Genomic DNA, 23,492 nt, shown 5'->3' with positions numbered 1-23,492 from the left:
ACGGATCAATGCTGCGCAGCAGCGTTGATGCGGCGCGGGTCAAGGTTGAGCGAGGGCCGCAGGCGCGAGTCGAAACCCTCCCGTGCAAAGCTGAGACCCGCGATCCCGGCTGAGACCCGCTGGGGGGAGCGGGGTCTCGTGCGGAACCGCGGGTCTCGCGGATGCTGCGGGTCAGCGGGCCGGTGCGGCCTCCACCTCGGCGGCGTCGGCGTCGAGCTCCTCTGCGACGGGCTGCTCGGTCTCGAGGGCTTCGGCGGCGGGCTCTTCGTCGGCGACCTCGTCGGCGTCCCAGTCGATGACCTCGACGGCGGGGGCGACCGGGGCGAACACCTTCGCGGCGGTCGCGAGCGACAGGGCGAGGGCCAGGCCCACGATGCCGGCGCCGATCAGGATGGCGGCGACCACGACGACCGACTGACCGACGTAGACCTCGACGCCGGTGGCGGTGCCGTCGGTGAGTGTGGTCTCCATCACCGAGAGCTTCTCGATCAGCTGCAGGACGCCGTAGACGATGGATGCGAGCGAGCCGACGACGAGCACCCAGAACGGGATGCTGCGCAGCAGGCGGGTACGGGTGTGCATGGTGTGCGAACTCCTCAACGCCGCGCCCGGGCGGCACGGCGTGTTCCAGTGTCACCCGCCCGAATGGGCCGTCGGTCGGAGTTTGCGATGAGTTCGCTATGAACGCGCGATCGGCGCCTTGAGGTGCATGACGACGACCGTCATCGCCGCCACCAGGCAGACCGCGAGCACCATGTGGATGTTCACCAGCGCGATCGGAAGACCCGTGCGGGCCTGCCACAGGCCCACCCCGATCTGCACGAACTCGACGCCCAGCAGCATCCCCGTCCACCGGGTGAGGTGCAGCTGCCGCGGCTGACGGAACGACCACGCGAAGATCGCGATCGTCAGAGCGAGGGTCGCGTAGGCCGGCCAGCTGTGCACGTGCTGCCAGAAGATCGGGTCGAGGCCGTTGCGCGCCGCCGCGTCGTCGCCCGCGTGCGGGCCCGACCCGGTGAGCAGGATGCCGACGATCACGGTGACGAGCACGGCGAGCGAGGCCACGTGGGTGAGGATCGCGTAGCCGCGATCGACGAGGCGCTCGCGCGGCCCCGGCACGGCGTAGACGCGCACGAGGTGCACCGTCGCGATCGCGACGAGCGCCGCCGAGATCAGGTAGTGCACGCCCACGACGCTCGGGTGCAGGTGCATCCACACCGTGATTCCGCCCACGACGGCCTGCACGATGATGCCGATGCCGACCGCGAAGGTCAGCCACATCAGCTCGGGGCGCTCGCGGCGCAGCCGCACGACCGACAGGAACGCCAGCAGCGCGACGATCACGAGCACGCCGGTGAGCGTGCGGTTGCCGAACTCGATGAGGCCGTGGATGCCGAGCTCCGGAGTGGGCACGAGCGACTCGGACGTGCAGTACGGCCAGGTCTCGCAGCCCATGCCGGAGCCGGTGAGGCGCACGAGGCCGCCGGTGCCGACGATGCCGATGTTGACGATCAGCAGCAGCCACGCCATCGCCCTCGTCCAGCCGGTGATCTCGCCGGGCATGGGCGAGAAGCGTGTTCTGGACGTGGTCTGCGCGAGGGTCATGCGCCGGTCCTCCTGGGTGGCGCGTCCGAGTGGACGCCGGGCACGCCGCGGGTGAGGCGTTGCCTGTAGACTTGAGGGGTTGGATGGCGGGCGCGTGATGCGCACCGCATCCCTGACAGTCTAGGCGCGATGGACAGCGCCGGTTTATGTGGCCCGCAGAGCGGCATCCCCCTTCCGAACTCCCAGGAAGAACCGGAATGCCGGGGCGGATGACACCGTTGAGGCCCATTGAGGAGAGTGTGACGATGTCCGATGTGCTGATCGACCGACCCGAGCTCGAAGGCCTGGGGGTGTACGAGTTCGGCTGGCACGACCCCGATGCCGCCGGAGCCAGCGCCAAACGCGGGCTCAGCGAAGCCGTCGTGCGCGACATCTCGGCCCTCAAGAGCGAGCCGGAGTGGATGCTGAAGACCCGTCTGAAGGGTCTGCAGCTGTTCGGCCGCAAGCCGATGCCGACGTGGGGTGCAGACCTCAGCGACATCGACTTCGAGAACATCAAGTACTTCGTGCGCTCCACCGAGAAGCAGGCGCAGACCTGGGAAGACCTCCCGGAAGACATCCGCAACACCTACGAGCGGCTCGGCATCCCCGAGGCCGAGCGTGCGCGCCTGGTCGCCGGCGTCGCCGCGCAGTACGAGTCCGAGGTCGTCTACCACCAGATCCAGGAGGAGCTGGAGGCGCAGGGTGTCATCTTCATGGACACCGACACGGCTCTCAAGGAGCACCCGGAGTTCTTCGAGGAGTACTTCGGCACGGTCATCCCCGCCGGCGACAACAAGTTCGCCGCGCTGAACACGGCCGTGTGGTCGGGCGGTTCGTTCGTGTACGTGCCCAAGGGCGTGCACGTCGAGATCCCGCTCCAGGCGTACTTCCGCATCAACACCGAGAACATGGGTCAGTTCGAGCGGACGCTGATCATCGCCGACGAGGACTCCTACGTCCACTACATCGAGGGCTGCACCGCTCCGATCTACCAGAGCGACTCGCTGCACTCGGCCGTCGTCGAGATCATCGTCAAGAAGAACGCCCGCGTGCGCTACACGACGATCCAGAACTGGTCGACGAACGTCTACAACCTCGTCACCAAGCGCGCCATGGCCCACGAGGGCGCCACGATGGAGTGGGTCGACGGCAACATCGGCTCGAAGGTCACGATGAAGTACCCGTCGATCTTCCTGATGGGCGAGCACGCCAAGGGCGAGACCCTCTCGGTCGCCTTCGCCGGCCCCGGCCAGCACCAGGACGCGGGCGCGAAGATGATCCACATGGCGCCCTACACGCAGTCCTCGATCGTCTCGAAGTCGATCGCGCGAGGCGGCGGTCGCGCCGGCTACCGCGGCGAGGTGCGCGTCGACGCGAACGCCCACCATTCGGCCAACACGGTGCGCTGCGATGCGCTGCTGGTGGACACGATCTCGCGCAGCGACACGTACCCGGCGATCGACATCCGCGTCGACGACGTGCAGCTGGGCCACGAGGCCACCGTCTCCAAGGTCAGCGAAGAGCAGCTGTTCTACCTGCAGTCCCGAGGCATGCCGGAAGACGAGGCCATGGCCATGATCGTCCGAGGCTTCATCGAGCCGATCGCCCGCGAACTGCCCATGGAGTACGCCCTCGAGCTGAACAAGCTCATCGAGATGGGCATGGAAGGATCGGTCGGCTGACATGACGACCACGACAGAGGCACCCCAGGTGGTGCCGGGTTCCACCGCGCATTCCGACGGCGCAGGGGCGTTCGTGCCCGTGCAGACCCGCTCGGAGCGGCCGCACTCGTTCGACCCCGCCGACTTCGCGACGCCGACCGGCCGCGAGGTCAACTTCCGCTACACGCCCGTCGCGCGGCTCTCGGCGCTGTTCGAGGATGTCGCCGGCGACCCGGATGCGGTCGCCGTGACGGTCACAGGCGCCCCCGAGACGGGGCTCCTCGCCGTCGGCGACGCCCCGCGCGGCGAGGTGTTCACCCCCGAAGACCTCTCCGCCGCGATCGCGTGGAGCCGCGAGCAGGAGGCGCACCTCGTGCGGGTGCCGGCGGATGCCGAGCTCGCCGAGCCCATCGTCGTCGACGTGCACGGCAACGGCGGTCGCGCCCACGCCCACGTCGTGGTCGAGGCGCTCCCGAACTCCCGCGCCACCATCGTCATCCGCCACTCGGGGACCGCCCAGCTCGCGCAGAACGTCGAGATCATCGTGCGCGACGGGGCCCACCTCGAGGTGGTCACGGTGCAGAACTGGCAGGACGACGCCGTGCACGCGGCATCCCACCAGGCACGCGTCGACAAGGACGCCTACCTGCGTCACATCGTCGTCAGCTTCGGCGGCGGCGTCGTGCGCGTGAACCCCTCGGTCGAGCTCGCCGGCACCGGTTCGGAGGCGGAGCTGTACGGCCTGTCGTACTCCGACGCCGGCCAGCACCTCGAGAGCCAGGTGTATCTGCACCACAAGGGTGCGCAGACCAAGGGCGACGTGCTCTACAAGGGCGCTCTGCAGGGCGTCGGGGCGCGCAGCGTCTGGATCGGCGACGTGCTGATCGGACCGGATGCCGTGGGCACGGACTCGTACGAGGCCAACCGCAACCTCGTGCTCACCGACGGCGCCCGTGCCGACTCGGTGCCCAACCTCGAGATCGAGACCGGCGACATCCAGGGCGCAGGCCACGCCAGCGCCACCGGCCGGTTCGACGACGAGCAGCTCTTCTACCTGCAGGCCCGCGGCATCCCGGAGGAGGAGGCGCGGCGCCTGGTCGTGATCGGCTTCCTCGCCGAGATCATCCAGAAGATCGGCGTGCCCTCCCTCGAGGAGGAGCTGTCGGCGGCCGTCGAGGCGGAGCTGGCCGCTGGGGCGCAGGGATGACCGCGCAGAAGGTGCTGAGCCTGTCCGACCTCGAACAGGACGCCGCCGTGCGCGTCGAGGTCGACGGAGTGCCGATCGCGGTCGTGCTCGACTCCAACGGCGAGGTGCACGCGATCGGCGACACCTGCACGCACGGCGACATCTCGCTCGCCGACGGCTTCGTCGAGGGCGAGACGCTGGAGTGCTGGGCGCACGGCTCGGCGTTCTCGCTGATCACCGGCCGCCCCCTGAACCTTCCGGCCTACGAGCCGGTGCCCGTCTACGAGGTCACGATCGACGGAGACGATGTGCTCATCGACCCTGCCGTGACCAAAGAAGTGAACTGAGTGAGGAACCGAAGATGACTGTTCTGGAGATCCGCGACCTGCACGTCACGGTCGAGACCGAGGCCGGCACCACGCCGATCCTCAACGGGGTCGACCTGACCATCCGCACCGGCGAGACGCACGCCATCATGGGCCCCAACGGCTCGGGCAAGTCGACGCTGGCCTACACGATCGCCGGCCACCCCAAGTACACCGTGACCGGCGGCACGATCACGCTCGACGGCGAAGACGTGCTGGCGATGTCGGTCGACGAGCGCGCCCGTGCGGGCCTGTTCCTCGCGATGCAGTACCCGGTGGAGATCCCCGGCGTCACCGTCACGAACTTCCTGCGCACCGCCAAGACCGCGATCGACGGCGAGGCGCCCTCCATCCGCACCTGGACCAAAGACGTCAAGGGCGCGATGAAGAACCTGCGCATGGATCCCAAGTTCGCCGCGCGCAACGTCAACGAGGGCTTCTCCGGCGGCGAGAAGAAGCGCCACGAGATCCTGCAGCTCGAGCTGCTCAAGCCCGCCATCGCGGTGCTCGACGAGACCGACTCCGGCCTCGACGTCGACGCGCTGAAGATCGTCTCGGAGGGCGTCAACCGCGCCAAGACCGAGACCGACCTCGGCGTGCTGCTGATCACGCACTACACGCGCATCCTCAAGTACATCAAGCCCGACTTCGTGCACGTCATGGTCGCCGGCCGCATCGCCGAGGAAGGCGGGCCCGAGCTGGCCGAGCGCCTCGAGGATGAGGGCTACGACCGGTTCCTGGCCGGCGAGCCCGAGCCCGCCGTCGAGGCCTGAGCGTAGGATCGCACCCATGACCGCGACCCTCACGCCGGAGAAGTACGACGAGGTCACCGAGTCCCTCAAAGACGTCATGGACCCCGAGCTCGGGATCAACGTCGTCGACCTCGGGCTCATCTACGACCTCGCGTGGGACGACGAGAACGACGCGCTGGTCATCCACATGACCCTCACGTCGGCCGGGTGCCCCCTGACCGACGTGCTCGAGGAGCAGACGGCTCAGGCGCTGGACGGCGTCGTGGAGCGCTTCCGCATCAACTGGGTGTGGATGCCGCCGTGGGGCCCCGAGCGCATCACCGACGACGGGCGCGACATGATGCGGGCGTTGGGCTTCGCCATTTGACGACACGCGGAGGCTCCCGCATCCGCCGCCGCCGATAGGCTCGGAGGGTGAGTGTCGCCCCCCTGCAGGCCCTGTCCGTCGATGAGCTGCGCCGCCGCTCGAGCACGAAGTGGCGCCGCTATCCCGACGACGTGCTGCCGCTGTTCGTGGCCGAGACCGACTACCCGCTGGCGCCGGCGATCACGGCGAGGCTGACCGAGGCGGTCGGCCTGGGCGACACCGGCTACACGCCGCCCGACCCCGGCATCCGCGACGCGTTCGCGCAGTTCGCGCTGCGCCGCTTCGGGTGGGAGGTCGACCCCGCCCGCGTGCGCTCGACGTGTGACGTCATGATGGGCGTGGTCGAGATCCTGCGCGTCGTCACGAACCCCGGCGACCGCGTCATCGTCACTCCTCCCGTGTATCCGCCGTTCTACGACTGCGTGCGCGAGGTCGGCGCCGAGCCCGAGACCGTGCCGCTCGTCGACACCGGCGACGCATGGGAGCTCGACCTGCTCGGCATCGAGGCGGCCCTGGCCGGCGGAGCGCGTGCCGTGCTGCTGTGCAACCCGCACAACCCCACTGGCACGGCGCACGCGCGCGAGTCCCTCGCGGCCCTCGCCGACCTCGCCGCCGGCTTCGGCGCCGCCGTCATCAGCGACGAGATCCACGCGCCGCTCGTGCAGCCCGGAGCGTCGTTCACGCCGTTCCTCGCGGCCTCTGAGACGGCGGCCAAGGTAGGGTTCGCCGTCACGAGCGCCAGCAAGGCGTTCAATCTCGCGGGCCTCAAGTGCGCCGTCATGGTCACCGCCGGCGACGAGACCGCGAAGATCGTCGCCGACATGCCCGACGAGGTCGAGTGGCGCACCGGACTGTTCGGCGCGCTCGCGGGTGTGGCGGCGCTGAGCCCCGAGAGCGACGCCTACCTCGACAGCCTGTTGGCAGCCCTCGACGAGAACCGACGACTGCTGGCCGACCTGCTCGCCGAGCACCTGCCTGCGGCGCGCTACCGCATCCCCGATGCCGGCTACCTCGCCTGGGTCGATCTCACCGACCTCGGCTGGGGGGACAATCCCGCCGTCAAGATCCTCCGCGAGGCCAAAGTGGCACTGCACTTCGGCCCGTACTTCGGGGCGGAGGGCGCCGGCCACGTGCGCATCAACTTCGCCTGCGCACCCGAGGTGCTGCGCGAGGCGATCACCCGCATCGGAGCGCTCGCGGCATCGTGAGCGACGTCACGGCGGAGAGCATCTGGTCGCCGCGCAACGTCGGGGTGACGGCGGGTGCCGTCGCGCTCATCTTCCTCGCTGCGCTGCAGGCGCTGGCGCTGACGACGGTCATGCCCGTCGTCAGCGCGGACCTCGGCGGCGACCATCTCTATGCCGTCGCGTTCGCGGGCACGCTCGCGACGAGCGTGATCGGCATGGTCGCCGTGGGAGCGTGGTGCGACCGGTCGGGTCCGAAGGGGCCGCTCTACGCCTCGGTCGCGCTGTTCACCGTCGGCCTCCTGATCGCGGGCCTCGCGCCCACGATGGAGCTGCTCGTCGTCGGGCGGCTCGTGCAGGGACTCGGCACGGGAGGCCAGACGGTCGCCCTGTACGTCGTCGTCGCGCGGGTGTATCCCGCGCATCTGCACGGGCGCGTGTTCGCGGCGTTCTCCGCCGCCTGGGTGGTGCCGTCGCTGATCGGGCCGTTCCTGGCGGGAGCGGTCACCGAGCTGTTGCACTGGCGCTGGGTGTTCCTGGGCGTCGCAGTGCTGACGGTGCTGGCCTTCGCCGCGGTCGCGGTGCGGTTGCACGCCCTCCCGCTGCACACGGACGATCCTGTGCGGGCGCGCATCGGGGCGCGGCTGGCCTGCGCCGTCGCGGTGGCCGCCGGCGCTCTCGCGCTGAGCCTGGCCGGCGGAGCCGGTGCGTGGGCACCCGCGGTGGTGGCGGCATCCGCCCTGCTGGTGGTCATCGCGGTGCGCCCGCTGGTGCCCCGCGGGACGCTCAGGGCGGCGCGCGGACTGCCGAGCGTCGTGCTCATGCGCGGGCTCATCGCGGGAGCCCTGTTCGGGGCCGAGATCTATGTGCCCTACCTGCTCATCGACGACTACGGCTTCTCGCCTACGTGGGCGGGGCTCGGGCTGACGGCGGCGGCGCTCGCGTGGGCGGGCGCCGCCGACGTGCAGGGACGATTCGGCGACCGCATCGGCAACGCGCGCATCACCCTGGTCGGCCTCGGGATGCTGTCGGCAGCCACGATCGCGGCGGCACTGACGGCGTGGTGGCACCTGCCGCCCGCCGTCGTCATCGTCGGCTGGGCGCTCGCGGGCGCCGGCATGGGGCTCATGTACCCGCGCCTCACCGTGCTGACGCTGGCCTACTCCACACCCCAGAACCAGGGCTTCAACTCGGCGGCGCTGTCGATCTTCGACGCGGTGGGGTCTGCCACCTCGATCGCGGTCATGGGCCTCGTCTTCACGGCGCTGGCAGGCTCGGGTCTCGCGTTCCCCGCCGTGTTCCTCGTGGCTCTCGTGCTGGCCCTCGCCGCCCTTGTGCCCGGGCTGCGGCTCGGGCACGCGCACGAGGTGGGGACTCAGGCGCCTTCGGCCCTGCCCAGCCGCCAGTAGCCCATGAACGCGACCGCGCGGCGGTCGACGCCCATGCCGGTCACGAGGTGACGTCGCAGCGCCTTGATCGCGCTCGCCTCGCCCGCCAGCCACGAGTACAGCGGCGCGCTCTTCAGCGCGGCGCCGCCCTTGGCGGTGCGCGGCACCTCCCAGAGGATGTCGTGGTCGATGTCGACCTCTTCGACCTCGGCGCCGCGGCCCGCCGGCACGAGGCGCTCGGCGGCGGCCTCGACCCCGGCGACCAGGTGGGCGTGCCGGCCGTCGTCGCCGGTGCGGGCGGCGACGTGGAACTCGAAGCCCGGGTGGGCGGGGAGGTAGTCGACGTCTCCGGCCGCGGGCACCTCGAGCACGACCACGCCGCGCGCCTCGGCCGGGAGCTGCTCGAGGATCACCGCGATGGCCGGCGCGGCGGTCTCATCGCCGGCGAGGAGGATCTGCTCGCTCTGCGCCGGCGGCACGAAGTCGATCCCGTAACTGACGCCGGTGTGCGCCGTCGTCGGGCCGTAGATCAGCACCTCGTCTCCGATCTGCGCGCGCGAGATCCAGTCCGAGGCCGGCCCGAGCACATCGTGCGAGACCATGTCGATGTCGACCTCGGCGACGTCGTTGCGCACGTACCTGGTCGTGTAGGTGCGGAACGGCAGGCGGTCGGCCTCGGGCAGCTCGCGCCACTGCGCGTACCAGTCGTCGCCCAGCGGCATCGCGTCGAGGCTCAGCTGGGCGGTCGGGAACACGACCTTGATGCGCTGGTCGAGTCCTGGGTCGCCGTAGTCGGCGAGGTCGTCTCCGGTGAAGGTGAACCGTCGGAAGCTCGGGGTCACATCGACGATCTTCGAGACACGGGCACGGAAGAAGGCGCTCATCGGCAGGGACATGGGGCTCCGTCAGTTCGAGGGGTCGGGGAGGATGCGGTGGCGTCCGCGGGGGATGACGAGGGGAGTGCCCGACACGGGGTCGTCGATGACACGACAGTCGAGCTCGAACACCTCTCTGACGAGGTCGCTTGTGATGACGTCGCGGGGTGCGCCGTCGGCGACGAGGCGCCCCTCGCGCAGCGCGAACAGGTGATCGGCGTAGCGTGCGGCGAGGTTGATGTCGTGCAGCACCATCACGATGGTCGTGCCGCGCGTGGCGTTGAGATCGGTGAGCAGGTCGAGCACCTCGATCTGGTGCGAGACGTCGAGGAAGGTCGTGGGCTCGTCGAGCAGCAGCACATCGGTCTGCTGCGCGAGGGCCATCGCGATCCAGACGCGCTGGCGCTGCCCGCCGGAGAGCTCGTCGACGGCGCGATCGGCGAGCTCCAGCACACCGGTGGCGGCGAGGGCTTCCGTGACGGCGCGATCATCGTCTGCCGTCCACGAGCGGAAGAGCTTCTGGTGGGGGTGGCGTCCTCTGCCGACGAGGTCGGCGACCACGATCCCCTCCGGTGCGATCGGCTGCTGCGGCAGCAGGCCCAGAGTGCGGGCGAGCTCTTTCGTGGGGATCTGGTCGATACGCTTGCCGTCGAGCACGACGGCGCCGCCCTGCGCGGGCACCAGACGCGAGATCGTCTTCAGCAGCGTCGACTTGCCGCACGCGTTCGCCCCGACGATGACGCTGATGCGCCCGGTCGGGATCTCGAGGTCGATGCCGTCGATGATGGTCGTGCGTCCGTAGCCGGCGACGAGTCCTTCGGTGCGCAGAGTGTGCAGCGTGGTCATGAGGAGCCTCCGCGACGGCTGGTTCGGATGAGCAGATAGATGAGATACGGGGCGCCCAGGATGCCGGTGATCACCCCGACCGGGAACTTGGTGTCGAAGGCGAACTGGCCGAGCAGATCGGCTCCGAGCACCAGGATCGCGCCGGTGAGAGCCGCAGGGACGATCGCGGGGGATCCGGGCCCGACGATGCGGGCGGCGATCGGGCCGGCGAGGAAGGCGACGAAGGCGATCGGCCCCGTCGTGGCGGTGGCGAAGCACGCCAGCGCGACGGCGGCGACCACGAGCAGCACCCGGGTGAGGTCGACCCGCACCCCCAGGGCCGTCGCCGACGCGTCGCCGAGCTCCAGCATCCGCAGATTGCGACCGAGCAGCAGCACGACGGGAACGATCACGATCACCGCGATCGCCAGTGGCGGGATGGCCTCCATGCGCGAGCCGTTGAGGCTGCCGGTCATCCAGCGCATCGCGACCGCGACGTCCCAGACGGCCGCCCGCAGCAGCAGGAAGGCCACGACGGCGTCGAGCATCGCTCCCACGCCGATGCCGATGAGGATCAGGCGGCCGCCCGTGGACTCGCCGCCGCGGGCCGCGAGGTAGATCACGAGGGCGGTGGCGATCCCCGCGACCAGCGACAGCCCCATCGTGGCGGTGGTGCTCCAGTGCAGCACCACGAGGGAGAGGATCGCGGCGGCGCTGGCCCCCGAGGTGATGCCGATCACATCGGGGCTCGCGAGGGGGTTGCGCAGCATGGTCTGGAAGGTCGACCCAGCCACGCCGAACGCGATGCCGACCAGCACGGCGGTGAGGGCGCGGGGCAGGCGCAGAGTGCCCACGGTGAACGACGCCCCGGGCACCTGCTGCCCGGTGAGCACCGCGATCACGTCGGAGACGGGGTAGATCGTGTTGCCGAGCATGAGCATCGCGCCGAACAGCACGACGATGAGGGCGACCATGACGGCGACCGCGACCGCGCGCCGGCGGCCACGCCGACGTCGGCCCGTGCGCACCACCTCGAGGGTGGCGTCGTCGATGCGGGGCAGGACAGCGGTCATCACAGGGCCTTCATGCGGGTGCGGCGGGCGATCGCGATGAGCACGGGGGCGCCGAGGAACGCGGTGATGATGCCGGCCTCGACCTCACCGGGGGAGCCGACGATGCGACCGATCGTGTCGGAGAGGGTGAGCAGCACCGCGCCGCCGAGGGCGGAGAGGGGCAGCAGCCAGCGCTGATCGGTGCCGGCGACCTGGCGCACCGCGTGGGGCACCATGAGACCGACGAAGCCGATCGGGCCGGCGACGGCGGTGACCGCGGCGCACAGCGTGACGCCGGCGATCGCGGCGACGATGCGGGTGCGCCCGACCGGGACGCCGAGCCCCACGGCGACGTCGTCGCCCAGGGCGAGCGCGTTCAGAGACGACGCGCACAGCAGGGCGATGAGGGTTCCCACGACGAGCACGGGGGCGATGACGCCGATCGTGTCCCACCCGGCGCGCCCGACGTTGCCGACCTGCCAGTAGCGGAACTCGTCGATGACGGATTGGCGGGGCAGCAGGATCGCCGAGATGAGCGAGGAGAGCGCGGCGGTGGTCGCCGCGCCGGCGAGGGCGAGCTTGATCGGCGTCGTGCCGCCTGGCCCCACCGAGCCGACGAAGTAGACGAAGAACGCCGTGAGGAAGGCGCCGACCATCGCCAGCCAGAGGTACTGGAAGGGCGACGAGATGCCGAGGAAGGCGATGCCGATGACGACGGCGAGGGCGGCGCCGGTGTTGACGCCGAGGATTCCCGGGTCGGCGAGCGGGTTGCGCGTGATCGCCTGCATGAGGGCGCCGGAGAGGGCGAGCGCTGCCCCGGCGAGCAGGGCCAGAGTGGTGCGCGGGATGCGGCTCTGCACGGCGATCGCGCCGATGTCGGTCGGGATCTCGCCGCGGAACCACGCCGAGATGCCCTCGACGACCTCGTCGAACGAGACCGGGCGCGAGCCGAACGAGAGCGAGAGCACCACCGACACCAGCACCGCGACGACGGCGACGGCCAGGACGACCACGCGGCGCCGCGCGCCCACCGCAGGGGTGGACGCGCGGCGCGCAGTCGCGGTGTCCGAGGTCACTGGACCTTCGCGGCCGCGGCCTCGAGGTCGCCGACGTACTGGTCGAGCACCCACGGGATCGACAGCGCGGTCGGGCTGACGGCGGCGCTGTACGCGTCGCCCATTCCGACCTCGACGACCGCGCCGTTCTTCACGGCGGGAAGCGTGCTCCACAGCGGGTCGGCCTGCAGGGCCTCGAGGACCGTGCCGTCGCCGTACGTGACGATCACGTCGACGTCCTGGATCTTGTCGGCGTTCTCGGCGCTGAACTGCTCGTAGAACGAGCCGGTCTCGGCGCCGTCGATCGCGACCTGCGGCAGGTCGAACCCGAGGTCGCCGAGGAACGCGGTGCGCGCGTCGCCGCCGGTGTAGATGTACACCGACGACAGGTCGGAGGCGCTGATGGAGAAGAACGCCGCCGTCTTGCCGGCGAAGTCGGCGTCAGCGGTGGCGTCGGCGATCTGGTCCTCGAGGTCGGAGACGAGCTGATCGCCCTGCGCCGAGAGGCCGAGTCCCTCGGCGTTGAGCGTGATGGTGTCGCGCCACGACGTGAACCAGGCGACGTCGGGGTAGGCCACGACCGGGGCGATCTCGCTCAACGTGGCGTAGCTCGCCTCGTCGAGGCCCGACTGCGCGGCCAGGATGACGTCGGGGGCGGTGTCGGCGACGGCCTCGAAGTCGGTGCCGTCGGAGGTCGAGAACAGCGCGGGGGCCTCGCCGCCGAGCTCGTCGATCGCGTCCTGCGTCCATTCGTAGACGCCGAGGTCGGCGTCGTTGGTCCAGTTCCAGACCTGCGTGTCCATGCCGACCGGCACGACGCCGAGGGCGAGGGCGACGTCCTGGTTGCTCCAGCCGATCGTCGCGACGCGCTCGGGCTTCGCGTCGATGGTGGTCTCGCCGAGGGCGTGCGTGATCGTGACGGGGAAGGTGTCCTCGGCAGCGGCACTCGAGTCGCTCGACGGCTCGGCCGTCGAGGATCCCGTGGCGCAGCCGGTGAGAAGCAGGACGGATGCCGCGGCGATGCCGGCGGCGGTGCGGATTCTGGGCACGGTGAACTCCCGGTGAAGGTGTAAGGGTCGCCTAACCTTATCCGCAGAGTCCGCACCCCCACAAACCCATGAAGGGCCTATGCGGCTGCTGGGGGGACTCAGTCGCGGGCTGCGGCGTCGGCCGCGCGCACGCCCTTCCAGGCCAGCGGGAGCAGGGCTGCCGCGACGAGGGCCTTGACGATGTCGCCGAGCACGAAGGGCACGAGACCCGCGCTCAGCGTCGTCGCCAGGAGGTCGCCCTGCGCCACGCCGAGGTTGGCGAGAACGACCGCGAGCCAGGGGAGTCCCACCGCGTAGATCGCGACCGATCCTGCGGCGAAGGCCACGATCGCCCGCGGCACCCTGCGGTCCCACCGACGGGCGGCCAGCCATCCCACGACGGCCGCGGCCAGGACGAATCCGACGATGTAGCCGAAGCTCGGCGTCGCCAGCAGTGCGAGGCCGGTGATGTGACTGCCGTCGGTCTGCGGGGCGACGACGGGGAGTCCGGCCAGGGCCAGTGCGGCGTACAGGGCCATCGAGGTCGCGCCCCGGCCCGCGCCCAGAGCGGCACCCACCAGCAGCACGCCGAGCGTCTGGCCCGTCATCGGCACCGGCCACATCGGGATCGTCACCTGGGCGAGCGCGGCCACGATCGCTGCTCCGGCGGCGACGAGCACGGCGTCGACGGCGAAGGCGCGGGCGCGGCTGGACGGGCGGACGATGACATCGGCGAGCACACGGGGCGCGGGGGCGGCGAGCGACATGGGACTCCTTCTGGGTGGGGGCCCGGGAAGCAGCGCTGGGCCGTCGCGACTTATACTAGGGGGCTGGCCATCGGCCGCCCCTTGTACCCCTTCACCGAACGAAACGGACAATCGCTGTGCTCGCCGTGCACGACCTCGAGATCCGCGTGGGCGCCCGCGTACTCATGTCCGACGTCTCGTTCCGCGTCTCCGACGGCGACAAGATCGGACTCGTCGGCCGCAACGGCGCGGGCAAGACGACGCTGACCAAGGTGCTCGCGGGCGATCTGCTGCCCTCCGACGGGCGCGTCGACCGCTCGGGCGAACTCGGCTATCTGCCGCAGGACCCCCGCTCGGGCGACCCCGAGATGCTCGCGCGCACGCGCATCCTCGACGCCAGGGGCCTGGGCACCCTCGCGATCGGCATGCACGAGGCATCGCTCGCGATGGGCGACGACGACGCGGATGCCGCGGCACGCGCCATGCGCAAGTACGCGAACCTCACCGAGCGCTTCGAGGCGCTCGGCGGGTACGCCGCCGAGGCGGAGGCCGCCTCGATCGCGCACAACCTGTCGCTGCCCGACCGCATCCTCGACCAGCCGCTGAAGACCCTCTCGGGCGGTCAGCGCCGACGCATCGAGCTCGCCCGCATCCTGTTCTCCGATGCGCAGACGATGATCCTCGACGAGCCGACCAACCACCTCGACGCCGACAGCGTCGTGTGGCTGCGCGAGTTCCTCAAGGGCTACAAGGGCGGGCTCATCGTCATCTCGCACGACGTCGAGCTCGTCGGCGAGACGGTCAACCGCGTCTTCTACCTCGATGCGAACCGCCAGGTCATCGACGTCTACAACATGAACTGGAAGAACTACCTGCGCCAGCGGGTGGCCGATGAGGAGCGCCGCAAGAAGGAGCGCGTCAACATCGAGAAGAAGGCGACCGCGCTGCAGCTGCAGGCGGCCCGATTCGGCGCCAAGGCGTCGAAGGCCGCCGCGGCCCATCAGATGGTCGCCCGCGCTGAGAAGATGCTCTCGGGCCTCGAGGAGGTGCGCCAGGAGGACCGCGTCGCCAAGCTCCGCTTCCCCAAGCCTGCGCCGTGCGGCAAGACTCCGCTCATGGCGTCGGGGCTGTCGAAGTCGTACGGGTCGCTGGAGATCTTCACCGATGTCGACCTCGCGATCGATCGGGGCTCGAAGGTCGTCGTGCTGGGCCTGAACGGTGCGGGGAAGACGACGCTGCTGCGCATCCTCGCCGGCGTCGACAAGGCCGACACCGGGGTCATCGAGCCGGGGCACGGCCTGAAGATCGGCTATTACGCGCAGGAGCACGAGAACCTCGACGTCAACCGCTCGGTGCTCGACAACATGATGTCGGCCGCGCCCGACATCAACGCGACCGAGGCGCGCAAGGTGCTCGGCTCGTTCCTGTTCACCGGCGACGACGTGCTCAAGCCCGCAGGAGTGCTCTCCGGCGGCGAGAAGACCCGACTGTCGCTGGCGACCCTCGTGGTCTCGAGCGCCAACATGCTGCTGCTCGACGAGCCCACCAACAACCTCGATCCGGCCTCCCGAGAAGAGATCCTGGGTGCCCTCGCCCATTACGAGGGCGCGGTCGTGCTCGTCTCGCACGATGAGGGCGCTGTGACGGCTCTCAACCCCGAACGCGTGCTGATCCTGCCCGACGGCGTCGAAGACATCTGGGGCCGCGACTACATCGACCTGATCACGCTCGCCTGATTCCGCTCGCGCTAGCGAGCGGGATCAGAAGCACGCTGATCGAGTAGCCGCGGTTTCAGCCGCGGCGTATCGAGATCACACGCTCGTGCCAGCGAGAGGGCCCGTCCAGCTGTCGGATGCCTGGGGCCGGTGGCGTCGGGAGTGCAACGGCAGGCAGCATCCGCCCCACGGCTCCGACGCCTGGACAGGGAGCGGCGTGCTCAGCGCTCGGCGGCGTCGAGCAGGGCATCTTCCTCTGCGGCGTCGCGGTCTTTGCGCAGGCGCGCGCGGTGCTCGCGCTCTTCGCGCTCCTCGGCGTCTTCGAGGCGCGCGCGCTTCTCGGTGCGGATGATGTAGCCGATGAAGACGAAGCCCATGATCGCGAACAGGATCCACTGGATCGCGTACGACAGGTGCGGGCCGGGGTCGGCATCGGGGGCGTCGATCTGCTGCGGGCTGGTGGCGGGAGCCGGGTCTTCCGAGGCCATCAGCGCGTATGCCGAGAGCTCGAGGCGGTCGGCCTGCGCGGCGGGCAGCGTCTCGGCGATGAGCGCCAGGTTGATCGTGGGCACCTGCCCCTCGGGGGCGGAGCGCCCAGACGACGGGAGCGCTTCGCCGGGCATGAGCCGGGCGACGACGGTGACGTCGCCCTCGGGCGCGGCGGGGATCTCGTCGGGCTCGGGCTGGGCGCTGCCGGGTGCCAGCCAGCCCCGGTCGACGACGATGACGCGGCCGTCGTCGAGCTGCAGCGGCACCAGCACCTCGTAGGCGGCGGTGCCGCCGTGCGCGCGGTTGCGCACGAGCAGCTGCTGGTCGCTGAGGTAGGTGCCGGTGAGCACGACCGGCTGCCACTTGTCGGTCGCCGCGAGCTGCGAGCCCTCGGGCAGCACGTCGGCGAGGGCGACCGGCTCGGCGTCGTAGTTGGCCTCGACGAGGGCGAGTTCGTTCGCGCGCTCGGCGTTGCGGGTGAACTGCCAGTTCGACAGGAAGGCGCAGGCGATCGCGAACACGATCGCGACGGCGACGTAGGCGGTCCATCGCACGGCGGCGGGGGCGGTGCGTCTGCTCACGCGGTCTCTCCTGCGCTTTCCAGAGGGGTGACCTGCAGCGGGAAGTCGCGCGCGGCCAGGAACTCGGTGAGGAACCCCCGATGCGCGTCGCAGGCGACCCACGTCTTGCTGCGGCCATCGGTGTGGATGCGGGGGTTGCGCCATTCGATGCGCCACGTGGCCGCATCCCGGCAGCCCGCCCGGGAGCACTCGGCGCTCATGCGCGCTCGTCGGGGTCGGATCGCTTCTCGTCGATGCGGATGACCGGATGCTGCGTGCCCGTGTCGGGGCGGGCATCGGGCTTCGGGGCGGCGGCCGGCAGAGCGCGCTCCGGCGACTCCGGGGTGGTGCCACGCACATCGGAGCCGACGTTGGCCACCACCACGGCGATGTACGGGAGGAAGATCGCGGCGGCCCCGAGCACCCACGTGTACCAGCCGTAGGGGGTGATCAGCACCATCGCGATGAAGCATGCGATGCGCACCCCCATCATCGTCAGGTAGCGCTTGGAGCGCGCTCCCGCGTCGTCGCGCGGTGCACGGGGCAGCGACGTCGCGGACTGCGGGTGAGGGGTGTGCTTCACGGTGCATCCAGGTTACGCCGCGCGGCGCAGGCCGGATGCCCCTCAGGCCGAGTAGGTGCTGCCGGCGATCGCGAGCGGGATGAACAGCGCGAACGCGAGGATCACGAACAGCACGCCCAGCGCCAGGCTCACCCAGCCGATGATGACGCCGGCCAGCGCCATGCCGCGGCCGCCTTCGCCACTGGTCTTCAGCTGCGAAAGCGACATGTGGCCCGTGATGATGCCGACGATCGTGCCGATGAGCGGGATCACGGTGAGCCCGGCGATGCTCGCGATGAGCGAGACGATCGCCAGCGAGTTCGTCTTGGCCGGGGCGTAGGCGCCGTAGGCCGGAGCCGAGCCGTAGGCGGGGCCGGTGCCGTAGGCGGGCGGCGCACCATAGGCAGGGGCTGCGCCGTACGCGGGCGGCTGGCCGTAGACGGGTGCGGCACCGGGGGTCGGCTGGCCGTAGGTCGGCGCCGCGGGCGGCGGCGTCTGCGGGTATCCGGCGGGAGCGGCGGGGGGCTCGGGCTGGTCGGCGGCCGGGGGAGTGGGGTTCTGGTCGCTCACGGAGGGCGCCTTTCGTCTGGTGCTCTCCAGCTTTCCGGGCGTCGCGGAGCGTGTCAAACGCCCGCCGGTAGGCTGGTGCGGATCGTCCGCCGAACAGGAGTGCTCCATGTCCACCGATCGCGTCGTGCTCGTCACGGGAGGAAACCGCGGCATCGGCCGCGCCATCGCGGAGCGCTTCGTGCGCGAAGGTTACAAGGTGGCCGTGACCGCGCGCAGCGGCGAGGGACCGGAGGGCACGCTGACCGTCCGGGCCGACGTCACCGATGCCGCCGCCGTCGACGCGGCGTTCACCGAGGTCGAGCAGCAGCTCGGCCCCGTCGAGATCGTCGTGGCCAACGCCGGCATCACGAAGGACACCCTGCTGCTGCGCATGAGCGAAGACGACTTCGACAGCGTCGTGGCCACGAACCTCGGCGGTGCGTTCCGCGTCGTCAAGCGCGCGTCGAAGGGGATGCTGCGAGCTCGCTGGGGCCGGGTCGTGTTGATCTCGAGCGTGGTCGGGCTCTACGGCTCAGCCGGTCAGATCAACTACTCCTCGTCCAAGAGCGGCCTGGTCGGCTTCGCGCGCTCACTGACCCGGGAGCTCGGCGGGCGCGGCATCACCGCGAACGTCGTGGCGCCGGGGTTCATCGAGACCGACATGACGGCCGAACTGCCCGAGGACACCCAAGCCGAGTACAAGAAGAACATCCCCGCCGGGCGCTTCGCCACCCCCGACGAGGTCGCCGGGGTCGTCGCGTGGCTGGCATCGGACGATGCGGCCTACGTGTCGGGCGCCGTGATCCCCGTCGACGGCGGCCTCGGCATGGGGCACTGACGCTCAGCGGATCGCGGCGATGAGCTTGTCTGCGAGCAGGGCGGGATTCGAGAACTGCGGCCAATGGCCGGTGCCCAGCCGCACGACCTCGGCGTCGCGGATCGCCTCGAACTCGGCGGCGTAGCGGCCCCACTGCGCGATCGCCTCGCGGAACTGCTGCTCGTCCATCGCTCCCGACAGCAGCGTCACCGGCACGTTCCATCGGCGCTCGTCGCCGAGCGCGATCGGATCGGACGGCACCCGCGCGGGCACGCTGCGGGTGAGGGCGGCCGTGCGCTCGCGGGTCGCCTGGTCGAGGTCGGCCGCGCCGTCTTCTTCGTCGCTGTCGAAGAAGTCCCACCCCGGGAAGGGCACGACCCCGTCGACGAGGTCGAACTCGGAGATGTCGCCGCCGTCCGGCGGGGGCACCGTGTCGACGAAGACCACTCTGGCGACGCGGTCGGGGCGGGCGTCGGCGGCGCCCCACGCGACGTTGCCGCCCCCGGAGTGGCCGACCAGCACGACCGGGCCCTCGGTCTCGTCGATCTCGGCGACGACGGCGGCCACCCAGTCGGCGATGCCTATGCCGCTGGATTCGGGCGCGGCGACCCCGACGCCCGGCATGGTGAGCGGTCGAGGGGTGTGCCCGGCCGCCGCGAGGGCGGGAGCGATGTCGCTCCACGAGTCTGCGTCGAGCCACAGGCCCGGGATCAGGATGACGTCCATGGCGCCACGCTACGCCGGCCCTCCGACACCGGCTACGGCAGCAGGGGGATGACGGCGCGCAGGTCGACGGGGCCGACCACGAGGTTCGCCTGCGCACGCACGGCGGGCTTGGCGTTGAAGGCCAGACCGAGGCCCGCCGCATCCATCATCCTGAGATCGTTCGCGCCGTCGCCGATGGCGATCGTCGAACGCAGCGGCACATCGAGTTCACCCGCCCATTCACGCAGGGCTGCCGCCTTGCCCTCGGCGTCGACGATGTCGCCGTCGACCAGACCGGTCAGCATCCCCTCGTCGACGTGCAGGCGGTTCGCGCGCCAGAGATCCACTCCGAGGTCGGGCGCCACCGTGTCGAGGACCTCGTGGAAGCCCCCGGAGACGACCGCGACCGTGCCGCCGCGCGCGTGCACGGCGTCGACGAGCTCGCGCACGCCCGGCGTCGGCTCGATGCGGGCCAGCACACGGGCGAAGGCCGTGACCGGCACGCCCCGCAGCGCTTCCACTCGCGAGCGCAGGCTCGTCGCGAAGTCGACCTCGCCGCGCATCGCCGCCTCGGTGGCCGCGGCGACCTCGGGCCCGCGGCCCGCCTCGTCGGCGATCAGCTCGATGACCTCGTTGCGGATGAGCGTCGAGTCGGCGTCGAGCACGACAAGGAAGGGGGATGCTGCCACCCTCCTACGCTATCGGCCGCAGGCGATGCCCCTCACGCCTCGACGACGACGTTCTTGCCCACGACGGTGATGCCGGAGTCGGTGACCGTGAATCCGCGGGCGAGGTCGCGCTCGCGGTCGACGCCGACGGTGGCGCCGGGGGCGAGCACGACGTTCTTGTCGAGGATCGCGCGGTGCACGCGGGCGCCGGCGCCGACCGACACGTAGTCGAACAGCACCGAGTCGGTGACCGTCGAGCCGCCGCCAGAGAGCGTCCACGGGCCCACGACGCTGCGCTCGAGGTGGGTGCCCGACAGCACGGAGCCGAGCGAGACGATCGAGTCGATCGCATTGCCCATGCGGCCCACGCTGTCGCGCACGAACTTCGCCGGCGGAGAGTTGACCGACTGCGAGTGGATCGGCCATTTCGTGTTGTAGAGGTTGAAGATCGGCAGGGTCGAGATGAGATCCATGTGCGCGTCGAAGAACGACTCGATCGTGCCGACATCGCGCCAGTAGTCACGATCGCGGTCGGTGGACCCCGGCACGTCATTGCGCTTGAAGTCGTAGACGCCGGCCTCGCCGCGGCCCACGAAGTAGGGGATGATGTCGCCGCCCATGTCGTGGTTGGACGTCGGCAGCTCGCCGTCGGTCTGCACGGCCTCGATGAGGGCGTCGGTGTCGAAGATGTAGTTGCCCATCGAAGCCAGCACCTCGCCGGGGCTGTCGGCCAGCCCCTTGGGGTTCTGCGGCTTCTCGAGGAACTCGCTGATCTTCGTGGGGTCGTCGTCGTCGACGGCGATCACCCCGAACTGGTTGGCCAGTGAGATCGGCTGGCGGATGCCGGCGACCGTCGCCCGCGCGCCGGAGGCGATGTGAGCATCGAGCATCTGCTGGAAGTCCATGCGGTACACGTGGTCGGCGCCGATGACGATGACGATGTCGGGGCGCTCGTCGTTGACGAGGTTGAGCGACTGCAGGATCGCGTCGGCCGAGCCGGAGAACCACCGCTTGCCGAGGCGCTGCTGGGCAGGGACCGACGCGACATACGAGTTCAGCAGCGCCGACATGCGCCAGGTCTGAGAGATGTGGCGGTCGAGGCTGTGCGACTTGTACTGCGTCAGCACGACGATCTGGCGCAGTCCCGAATTGATGAGGTTCGAGATCGCGAAGTCGATCAGGCGGTACTGCCCCCCGAACGGCACCGCGGGCTTGGCGCGGTCGACCGTCAGCGGCATGAGGCGCTTTCCCTCGCCACCGGCGAGGACGATTCCGAAGACCTTCGGCTCTGCAGGCATGGCACCACACTATGCCGCCCTCCGGGCCGTGTACTAGCGTTTCCAGACATGCGGGTGGACATCGTCACGAAGGAATACCCACCGGAGATCTACGGCGGCGCAGGCGTGCACGCGACCGAGCTCGTCAAGGCCCTCCGCGCCGACGGCGTCGAGGTGCAGGTGCGCGCATTCGGCGCCGAACGCGACGAGATCGACACGACCTCGTACGGCGTTCCGGTCGAACTGTCCGGCGCCAACGCCGCCATCCAGACGCTCGGCACCGACCTCGACATCGTGTCGGACGTCGCCGGTGCCGACGTCGTGCACTCGCACACCTGGTACGCCAACTTCGCAGGGCACCTCGCCTCGCTGCTGCACGGCATCCCGCATGTCGTGACCGCTCACAGCCTCGAGCCGCTGCGGCCGTGGAAGGCCGAGCAGCTGGGCGGCGGCTACGCCGTCTCGAGCTGGATCGAGAAGACCGCCTACGAGGGCGCGGCCGCCGTCGTCGCCGTCAGCAACGGCATGCGCGACGACATCCTGCGCAGCTATCCGAGCCTCGACCCCGCCAAGGTGCGCGTCATCTACAACGGCATCGACGTGCAGGCCTGGCGGCCGGTCGACGACCCCGCGCTGCTCGCCGAGCTGGGCATCGACCCCGCTCGGCCCTCGGTCGTCTTCGTGGGGCGCATCACCCGCCAGAAGGGGCTGCCCTACTTCCTGCGCGCCGCGGCGAAGCTGCCGCCGGAGGTGCAGCTCGTGCTGTGTGCCGGCGCGCCCGACACCCCGGAGATCCTCTCCGAGGTCGAGGGGCTCGTGCGCGGGCTGCAGGCCGAGCGCGACGGCGTGATCTGGATCGACCGGTTCCTGCCGCGCGATCAGCTGTGCGCGATCCTCACCACCGCGACGACCTTCGTCTGCCCCTCCGTCTACGAGCCGCTCGGCATCGTCAACCTCGAGGCGATGGCCTGCGGCGCGGCCGTCGTCGGCACCGCGACCGGCGGCATCCCCGAGGTCGTCGTCGACGGGGTCACCGGTCGGCTCGTGCCGATCGAGCAGGTGCAGGACGGCACCGGCACCCCCATCGACCCCGACCGCTTCGTCGACGATCTCGCCCGAGTGCTCACCGACGTCGTGGCCGACCGCGACCGCGCGGCGGCGTACGGCAGGGCCGGCCGCGAGCGTGCCGCACAGGAGTTCAGCTGGGCGCGAATCGCCGAGCAGGCCCAGGACCTGTACCGCGAGGTGACCGCGAGCGGCCGATAGGCTAGCGGCATGCCAGAGGTGCTCGAGTTCTCCGACGTCGTCGTCCGCCGAAACGCCAGGGAGATCGTCGACCACCTCGATTGGACGGTCGGCGACGACCAGCGCTGGGTGGTGCTCGGCCCCAACGGCGCCGGCAAGACCACGATCCTGCAGCTGGCCGACACGCTCATGCACCCGACATCGGGCACCGTGCGCATCCTCGGCGAGCAGCTGGGCCGCAGCGATGTCTTCGAACTGCGCCCTCGCATCGGCTTCGCCTCGTCGGCGATGGCCAAGCGGCTGCCGCCGGAGGAGACCGTGCTCGATGTCGTGCTGACGGCGGCGTACTCGGTCACGGGTCGCTGGCGCGAGGAGTACGAAGACCTCGATGAGCGCCGCGCGCTGCGGGTGCTCGCCGAGTGGAAGCTCGACCACCTCGCCGACCGCACGTTCGGCACCCTGTCGGACGGCGAGCAGAAGCGCGTGCAGATCGCCAGGGCGATCATGACCGACCCCGAGCTGCTGCTGCTCGACGAGCCGACCGCGAGCCTGGACCTCGGGGCGCGCGAAGAGCTGCTGAGCCTGCTCAGCGGCTATGCGCTGGCCCCGAGCACGCCCGCGATGGTCATGGTCACCCACCACGTCGAAGAGATCCCGGTGGGCTTCACCCACGTGCTGCTGCTGCGCGACGGAGCCGCCGTCGCGGCAGGGCCGATCGCCCAGACGCTGACGGCCGAGAACCTCACGGCGACCTTCGGAATGCAGATCGCCCTGACCGAGGACGAGGGCCGGTTCGCGGCCAGGGCTCGCTCCTGATAGAATCGCTACTTGGTG

The 23,492-nt window shown here is 70.5% G+C and carries 26 protein-coding genes; 11 read left to right on the top strand and 15 right to left on the bottom strand.

What is annotated here, in order from left to right; translation table 11 throughout:
- Positions 1–171: 171 nt before the first annotated feature.
- Complete coding sequence (locus OAW74_RS08460; RefSeq protein ID WP_262873853.1) at positions 172–582, bottom strand: dinucleotide-utilizing enzyme; 411 nt, start codon at positions 580–582, stop codon at positions 172–174.
- Between the two features lie 96 nt (positions 583–678).
- A complete protein-coding gene (locus OAW74_RS08455) occupies positions 679–1,563 on the bottom strand; it encodes a COX15/CtaA family protein (RefSeq protein WP_262873852.1) in 885 nt (294 codons plus the stop codon).
- 287 nt (positions 1,564–1,850) lie between these two features.
- On the opposite strand from OAW74_RS08455, the gene sufB reads away from it, so the two are divergent.
- The 7 genes from sufB to OAW74_RS08420 are packed head-to-tail and all read left to right on the top strand — an operon-like array spanning position 1,851 to position 8,511.
- A complete protein-coding gene (gene sufB / locus OAW74_RS08450; RefSeq protein WP_262873851.1) occupies positions 1,851–3,269 on the top strand; it encodes a Fe-S cluster assembly protein SufB in 1,419 nt (472 codons plus the stop codon).
- A gap of 1 nt (position 3,270) precedes the next feature.
- Positions 3,271–4,455 (top strand): Fe-S cluster assembly protein SufD, encoded by a 1,185-nt coding sequence (sufD, locus tag OAW74_RS08445; RefSeq protein ID WP_262873850.1) that lies wholly within the window; start codon positions 3,271–3,273, stop codon positions 4,453–4,455.
- Positions 4,452–4,781, top strand: a complete 330-nt coding sequence (locus OAW74_RS08440) for a non-heme iron oxygenase ferredoxin subunit (RefSeq protein WP_262873849.1) — start codon at positions 4,452–4,454, stop codon at positions 4,779–4,781. The genes sufD and OAW74_RS08440 overlap by 4 nt, the downstream gene beginning before the upstream one ends.
- Before the next feature lie 14 nt (positions 4,782–4,795).
- On the top strand, positions 4,796–5,572 hold the full coding sequence (gene sufC / locus OAW74_RS08435) for a Fe-S cluster assembly ATPase SufC (RefSeq protein WP_262873848.1): 777 nt from the start codon (positions 4,796–4,798) through the stop codon (positions 5,570–5,572).
- A 16-nt stretch (positions 5,573–5,588) separates the two neighbouring features.
- A complete protein-coding gene (locus OAW74_RS08430) occupies positions 5,589–5,918 on the top strand; it encodes a metal-sulfur cluster assembly factor (RefSeq protein ID WP_262873847.1) in 330 nt (109 codons plus the stop codon).
- 47 nt (positions 5,919–5,965) lie between these two features.
- On the top strand, positions 5,966–7,126 hold the full coding sequence (locus OAW74_RS08425; protein ID WP_262873846.1) for a MalY/PatB family protein: 1,161 nt from the start codon (positions 5,966–5,968) through the stop codon (positions 7,124–7,126).
- Complete coding sequence (locus OAW74_RS08420) at positions 7,123–8,511, top strand: MFS transporter (protein WP_262873845.1); 1,389 nt, start codon at positions 7,123–7,125, stop codon at positions 8,509–8,511. Before OAW74_RS08425 ends, OAW74_RS08420 begins: the two co-directional genes overlap by 4 nt.
- Here OAW74_RS08420 and OAW74_RS08415 read toward each other — a convergent pair.
- From OAW74_RS08415 to OAW74_RS08390, 6 genes are all read right to left on the bottom strand, one after another.
- Positions 8,478–9,386 (bottom strand): siderophore-interacting protein, encoded by a 909-nt coding sequence (locus OAW74_RS08415; RefSeq protein ID WP_262873844.1) that lies wholly within the window; start codon positions 9,384–9,386, stop codon positions 8,478–8,480. The genes OAW74_RS08420 and OAW74_RS08415 overlap by 34 nt on opposite strands.
- 9 nt (positions 9,387–9,395) lie before the next feature.
- On the bottom strand, positions 9,396–10,211 hold the full coding sequence (locus OAW74_RS08410; RefSeq protein ID WP_262873843.1) for an ABC transporter ATP-binding protein: 816 nt from the start codon (positions 10,209–10,211) through the stop codon (positions 9,396–9,398).
- Positions 10,208–11,263 (bottom strand): FecCD family ABC transporter permease, encoded by a 1,056-nt coding sequence (locus OAW74_RS08405; protein ID WP_262873842.1) that lies wholly within the window; start codon positions 11,261–11,263, stop codon positions 10,208–10,210. Before OAW74_RS08405 ends, OAW74_RS08410 begins: the two co-directional genes overlap by 4 nt.
- Positions 11,263–12,318, bottom strand: coding sequence for a FecCD family ABC transporter permease (locus tag OAW74_RS08400; protein WP_262873841.1), 1,056 nt, complete (start codon positions 12,316–12,318; stop codon positions 11,263–11,265). Before OAW74_RS08400 ends, OAW74_RS08405 begins: the two co-directional genes overlap by 1 nt.
- Positions 12,315–13,346, bottom strand: a complete 1,032-nt coding sequence (locus OAW74_RS08395) for an iron-siderophore ABC transporter substrate-binding protein (protein WP_262873840.1) — start codon at positions 13,344–13,346, stop codon at positions 12,315–12,317. Before OAW74_RS08395 ends, OAW74_RS08400 begins: the two co-directional genes overlap by 4 nt.
- Positions 13,347–13,444: 98 nt before the next feature.
- Positions 13,445–14,092: a biotin transporter BioY gene (locus OAW74_RS08390; protein ID WP_262873839.1), complete on the bottom strand. Its 648-nt coding sequence runs from the start codon at positions 14,090–14,092 to the stop codon at positions 13,445–13,447.
- Positions 14,093–14,208: 116 nt separating this feature from the next.
- Here OAW74_RS08390 and OAW74_RS08385 point away from each other — a divergent pair, with 116 nt between their 5' ends.
- The gene (locus OAW74_RS08385; RefSeq protein WP_262873838.1) at positions 14,209–15,807 is read left to right on the top strand and encodes an ABC-F family ATP-binding cassette domain-containing protein; all 1,599 of its coding nucleotides are present in this window, start codon (positions 14,209–14,211) and stop codon (positions 15,805–15,807) included.
- A 200-nt stretch (positions 15,808–16,007) separates the two neighbouring features.
- Here OAW74_RS08385 and OAW74_RS08380 read toward each other — a convergent pair whose 3' ends face one another.
- From OAW74_RS08380 to OAW74_RS08365, 4 genes are read right to left on the bottom strand one after another with little or no spacing between them, the layout of a single operon-like run.
- On the bottom strand, positions 16,008–16,856 hold the full coding sequence (locus OAW74_RS08380) for an SURF1 family cytochrome oxidase biogenesis protein (protein WP_262873837.1): 849 nt from the start codon (positions 16,854–16,856) through the stop codon (positions 16,008–16,010).
- Positions 16,853–17,056 carry a hypothetical protein gene (locus tag OAW74_RS08375; protein WP_262873836.1) on the bottom strand — a complete coding sequence of 68 codons (204 nt, stop codon included), beginning with the start codon at positions 17,054–17,056 and terminating at the stop codon, positions 16,853–16,855. Before OAW74_RS08375 ends, OAW74_RS08380 begins: the two co-directional genes overlap by 4 nt.
- The gene (locus OAW74_RS08370; protein WP_262873835.1) at positions 17,053–17,418 is read right to left on the bottom strand and encodes a DUF3099 domain-containing protein; all 366 of its coding nucleotides are present in this window, start codon (positions 17,416–17,418) and stop codon (positions 17,053–17,055) included. Before OAW74_RS08370 ends, OAW74_RS08375 begins: the two co-directional genes overlap by 4 nt.
- A gap of 42 nt (positions 17,419–17,460) precedes the next feature.
- On the bottom strand, positions 17,461–17,967 hold the full coding sequence (locus OAW74_RS08365; RefSeq protein ID WP_262873834.1) for a DUF4190 domain-containing protein: 507 nt from the start codon (positions 17,965–17,967) through the stop codon (positions 17,461–17,463).
- A 106-nt stretch (positions 17,968–18,073) separates the two neighbouring features.
- On the opposite strand from OAW74_RS08365, the gene fabG reads away from it, so the two are divergent.
- Entirely contained in the window at positions 18,074–18,784 is a 711-nt protein-coding gene (fabG, locus tag OAW74_RS08360; protein ID WP_262873833.1) for a 3-oxoacyl-ACP reductase FabG, read from the top strand.
- Between the two features lie 3 nt (positions 18,785–18,787).
- On the opposite strand, the gene OAW74_RS08355 is transcribed toward fabG, so the two are convergent.
- The 3 genes from OAW74_RS08355 to glgC are packed head-to-tail and all read right to left on the bottom strand — an operon-like array spanning position 18,788 to position 21,434.
- Positions 18,788–19,489, bottom strand: coding sequence for an alpha/beta fold hydrolase (locus tag OAW74_RS08355; RefSeq protein ID WP_262873832.1), 702 nt, complete (start codon positions 19,487–19,489; stop codon positions 18,788–18,790).
- Between the two features lie 32 nt (positions 19,490–19,521).
- Entirely contained in the window at positions 19,522–20,157 is a 636-nt protein-coding gene (gene serB / locus OAW74_RS08350) for a phosphoserine phosphatase SerB (RefSeq protein ID WP_262873831.1), read from the bottom strand.
- A gap of 32 nt (positions 20,158–20,189) precedes the next feature.
- Complete coding sequence (gene glgC, locus OAW74_RS08345) at positions 20,190–21,434, bottom strand: glucose-1-phosphate adenylyltransferase (RefSeq protein WP_262873830.1); 1,245 nt, start codon at positions 21,432–21,434, stop codon at positions 20,190–20,192.
- Between the two features lie 48 nt (positions 21,435–21,482).
- On the opposite strand from glgC, the gene glgA reads away from it, so the two are divergent.
- Both glgA and OAW74_RS08335 read left to right on the top strand, forming a co-directional pair.
- Complete coding sequence (gene glgA, locus OAW74_RS08340) at positions 21,483–22,679, top strand: glycogen synthase (protein WP_262873829.1); 1,197 nt, start codon at positions 21,483–21,485, stop codon at positions 22,677–22,679.
- A 9-nt stretch (positions 22,680–22,688) separates the two neighbouring features.
- Entirely contained in the window at positions 22,689–23,474 is a 786-nt protein-coding gene (locus OAW74_RS08335; protein WP_262873828.1) for an ABC transporter ATP-binding protein, read from the top strand.
- Positions 23,475–23,492 lie beyond the last annotated feature (18 nt).

Origin of the sequence: Microbacterium fluvii, from assembly GCF_025515205.1 — a bacterium.
In the GTDB taxonomy this organism is placed as follows: Bacteria; Actinomycetota; Actinomycetes; order Actinomycetales; family Microbacteriaceae; genus Microbacterium; species Microbacterium fluvii.
This window is presented reverse-complemented; position numbering and strand designations above follow the sequence as displayed.

What these genes read in the sequence shown, in the direction of transcription:
- OAW74_RS08440 (WP_262873849.1), top strand. Translation starts at nt 4,452, where the DNA reads ATGACCGCGCAGAAGGTGCTGAGCCTGTCCGACCTCGAACAGGACGCC.
- OAW74_RS08375 (WP_262873836.1), bottom strand. Translation starts at nt 17,056, where the DNA reads ATGAGCGCCGAGTGCTCCCGGGCGGGCTGCCGGGATGCGGCCACGTGG.
- OAW74_RS08410 (WP_262873843.1), bottom strand. Translation starts at nt 10,211, where the DNA reads ATGACCACGCTGCACACTCTGCGCACCGAAGGACTCGTCGCCGGCTAC.
- OAW74_RS08455 (WP_262873852.1), bottom strand. Translation starts at nt 1,563, where the DNA reads ATGCCCGGCGAGATCACCGGCTGGACGAGGGCGATGGCGTGGCTGCTG.
- OAW74_RS08460 (WP_262873853.1), bottom strand. Translation starts at nt 582, where the DNA reads ATGCACACCCGTACCCGCCTGCTGCGCAGCATCCCGTTCTGGGTGCTC.
- OAW74_RS08405 (WP_262873842.1), bottom strand. Translation starts at nt 11,263, where the DNA reads ATGACCGCTGTCCTGCCCCGCATCGACGACGCCACCCTCGAGGTGGTG.
- OAW74_RS08415 (WP_262873844.1), bottom strand. Translation starts at nt 9,386, where the DNA reads ATGTCCCTGCCGATGAGCGCCTTCTTCCGTGCCCGTGTCTCGAAGATC.
- glgA (WP_262873829.1), top strand. Translation starts at nt 21,483, where the DNA reads ATGCGGGTGGACATCGTCACGAAGGAATACCCACCGGAGATCTACGGC.
- sufB (WP_262873851.1), top strand. Translation starts at nt 1,851, where the DNA reads ATGTCCGATGTGCTGATCGACCGACCCGAGCTCGAAGGCCTGGGGGTG.
- fabG (WP_262873833.1), top strand. Translation starts at nt 18,074, where the DNA reads ATGTCCACCGATCGCGTCGTGCTCGTCACGGGAGGAAACCGCGGCATC.
- glgC (WP_262873830.1), bottom strand. Translation starts at nt 21,434, where the DNA reads ATGCCTGCAGAGCCGAAGGTCTTCGGAATCGTCCTCGCCGGTGGCGAG.
- sufC (WP_262873848.1), top strand. Translation starts at nt 4,796, where the DNA reads ATGACTGTTCTGGAGATCCGCGACCTGCACGTCACGGTCGAGACCGAG.
- OAW74_RS08355 (WP_262873832.1), bottom strand. Translation starts at nt 19,489, where the DNA reads ATGGACGTCATCCTGATCCCGGGCCTGTGGCTCGACGCAGACTCGTGG.
- OAW74_RS08430 (WP_262873847.1), top strand. Translation starts at nt 5,589, where the DNA reads ATGACCGCGACCCTCACGCCGGAGAAGTACGACGAGGTCACCGAGTCC.
- OAW74_RS08390 (WP_262873839.1), bottom strand. Translation starts at nt 14,092, where the DNA reads ATGTCGCTCGCCGCCCCCGCGCCCCGTGTGCTCGCCGATGTCATCGTC.
- sufD (WP_262873850.1), top strand. Translation starts at nt 3,271, where the DNA reads ATGACGACCACGACAGAGGCACCCCAGGTGGTGCCGGGTTCCACCGCG.
- OAW74_RS08335 (WP_262873828.1), top strand. Translation starts at nt 22,689, where the DNA reads ATGCCAGAGGTGCTCGAGTTCTCCGACGTCGTCGTCCGCCGAAACGCC.